Below are 3,022 nucleotides of genomic sequence, written 5' to 3'. Positions count from 1 at the left end.
TTCTTATTATTTTAGAGAGTTTTTCTGATTTTTTTATATTCATTTTTTTGCGTAACCGATATCTATTTACTTCAACACTTTTTGGGGTAATATTTAATATAGAAGCCATTTCTTTTGAAGTTAATTTTAAGCGTAACAAAGAGCAAAGTTTCTTTTCATTATCTGTTAAATCCGGGTACTTCTTAATTAAATTTTGATAAAAAGTATTATCTAATTCTTTAATATATTTATCAAATGATTTTCGCTCTTTTTCTACATTTAAATTTTCAAGTATTAGCATTTTTAAACTATTAAGATCTCTAAACTTAAGCTTACCTTCAGGCTTTAATTTTAAAAGTTCTATTTCTGTTTTTAATTTGGATAAAATTTCATTTTTTCTAATAATACTTAGAGCAATTTTCTTTTGTTCAATTTCTTTAGCTTCAATTTCTTTTTCTAATTTAAGATTTGTATCTGAGGTTATTTTTAACTCATTCTCTAATAATTTTTGTTGAATATTATATCTTTCAATACTTTCTTGAAACTCTTCAAGTTTACCTTTATCCTTTAAATTGTTTATGATATATAGTTGATATATAATAAATACTATTAAAAGCATAATTACTATTATTACTACTGGCTTGTATATATTAACTTTTGTAACTTCGTTCGTAGTTGCATCAAAACTGTCAATAATTTTTGTTTTAGTAGTATCTATTATATTACTACTTTGGTTAATAGTTATATCACTTTTTATAAATTTTGAAGTATTTTCAGATACTTTCAAGTTAAACACATTACTCATAAAAAACAATGCGAAAAATGCTATTAAACCTGCAATTATTGGAGTTACTACCCAGCCCAATGCTATTTTACCTATCACATTTATTTGTATACTTTTTCCACCTTTTAATAATCCTATTCCTAAAATAGCACCAACAATGGCTTGCGAACTAGATACAGGTACTAATGGTATTTCTGGAAGTCCAATTCTAACAAATAAATTTGATAAACTTTGAGATGAAAAAACAAATAAAACCAATGCATGAGCGAGTACTACAACTATTGCTGTCTCAGCATTTAATTTCATAAGTGAATTCCCAACGGTCATCATCACTCTCTGAGAATAGGTAATAATTCCTAAAGCAATAGATAACCCACCTGCTAAAAATAATAACTGCATTCCATCAAGTGTAAAAAATCCAAAATCTATTATTATATCAGGTACTGATGGAACAAATACACCTACAACATTTGCAATATTATTTGCTCCTAAACTATAAGAGCCAAATGCACCAACAACTAAAAGCCCAAACTTTATATAACCATCTAATTTAATTAAGTGGATTTTACTTTTCTTTAAAACATACTGTAATAATAAGAAAAGTAATACCGCAAATATTCCTCCTAAAATTGGACCTGAAATCCATGTTGTAACAATTTTTGTAAGTGAATTGATATCTGTTGGATTTTCAGAGAAAAAGTTCCATCCAATAATTGCACCTACAATAGCTTGTGAAGTTGAAACTGGAAGTTTTAATTTTGTCATCCAAAACACTGATATTCCAGCAGCTAATGCTACTGTGAATGCACCACCTAAAGCATCAACAGAACCTAACTTACCTAAGGTTTCCGAACCTCCATAACCTTGTAAAACAGCACCTAAAACCACAAAAATTGAAGCAATTATAGCTGCTTGTTTAAAACGAATCATTTTAGAGCCTACCGCCGAACCAAAAACATTTGAAGCATCATTAGCTCCTAATGTCCATCCTAAAAAAAGTCCGCTTGTAAGAAAAAATAAAAACATTCTATAATATTTTGTGTTTTTTTACATTTTGATTTTAATAACTAGTGAAGATAATTTTTGAGCCACAATTTTAGAAGCATCAGAAATTTGTTCAATATGCAAAGCAAAATAACGTAAGTGAATTTTTTCACTTAATTTTAAAGTATCAAGTTCTTGAAATATTTTACGCTTAATATTATTTGATAGTACATCTGTTTCTCTATGATAAAAAAGCACTTTTTGAATTTTATCTTTTACTTGGTCTGGAGAAGTAAAAAATATTCTAGCTGCAGGAATTACATTTTCAACAGATTTTACTGATAAATTAACCAACTCTAAATAATCATTTATTATTTCTTTAGGTAAATGCGGTTTTTCAACATCAAATTGATTTATTACATCTTTTGACTTATCAATAATATCATCAACACTTTCTAGTAAATTTAATATATCACTTGCATAATTTGGCATTAAAGAATGTAGATAAAATTCATTCTCAATTTTCCTTTTTATTGAATCAGCATCTTTTTCTAAAAAATTAAGTGTATTTAAATTTAAATCAAATTCTTCTATATTCCCTTTGATATAACTATTAATGCCCTTTTTAAAGTTTAAAATTCCTAAATCAATTTTATCAAAAAAATCATCTATACTTAATGCTACAGATTTTGAAGTTTTAAATATGTTTACCATAATATATTTTGTTATATAACTTTAACCTCAAAGTTAAGTATAAAAAACACTTAATGGTATGATCTTAATCATAGTATAATTTTAAAAAAATTAAAGTAGTGTTTAAAATATTTATATATAGCTGATATATATCATTTTATAAAATCTAAGTAGTATCTAATTACTCAATTTCAAATACACTGTAGTGTTTGTGTTTAGTTTTTAAATTTACTGTAGTGGGTAAAAACTATTAAGTCGTGTTATCTTTAACTTCCTTAAATAAAAATTGAGCTTGATGAATTCTTGTAATAAAGAATAAAAATAAGTAGTTACTGACTTCAAAAATTGTGTCATTACTATTAATAAGTTTCCTCCATACAATCATACGAGGTATTCTATATATGAGTATTTTTACAAATAAAATCTCTAAGGTTTTTAAACTCCTTCTTCATAAACTGTATGCCCTTATGTAACTAAAATGAATAACTTTTTTTTACGAGATAACAATTTTTAAATACCATTAAAATGAAACCTCAATCTATTAAGATCTACCACTCTACCATACTTAGATTTTAAAACAGT

At 25.8% G+C, this 3,022-nt stretch carries 2 protein-coding genes; both read right to left on the bottom strand.

Going from position 1 to position 3,022, the window contains the following annotated elements; translation table 11 throughout:
- Window positions 1–1,789, bottom strand: a 1,789-nt coding sequence (locus tag Q0352_RS10990) for an inorganic phosphate transporter (RefSeq protein ID WP_299527428.1), incomplete at its 3' end; no start/stop codon positions are given.
- 21 nt (window positions 1,790–1,810) lie between these two features.
- Window positions 1,811–2,461 (bottom strand): DUF47 domain-containing protein, encoded by a 651-nt coding sequence (locus Q0352_RS10985; protein ID WP_299527427.1) that lies wholly within the window; start codon window positions 2,459–2,461, stop codon window positions 1,811–1,813.
- Between the last annotated feature and the right edge of the window lie 561 nt (window positions 2,462–3,022).

It is taken from the genome of uncultured Lutibacter sp. (genome assembly GCF_937891065.1).
Classification (GTDB): domain Bacteria; phylum Bacteroidota; class Bacteroidia; order Flavobacteriales; family Flavobacteriaceae; genus Lutibacter.
The sequence above is the reverse complement of the archived record's forward strand: the minus strand, read 5'-3'. Positions and strand labels throughout refer to the sequence as shown.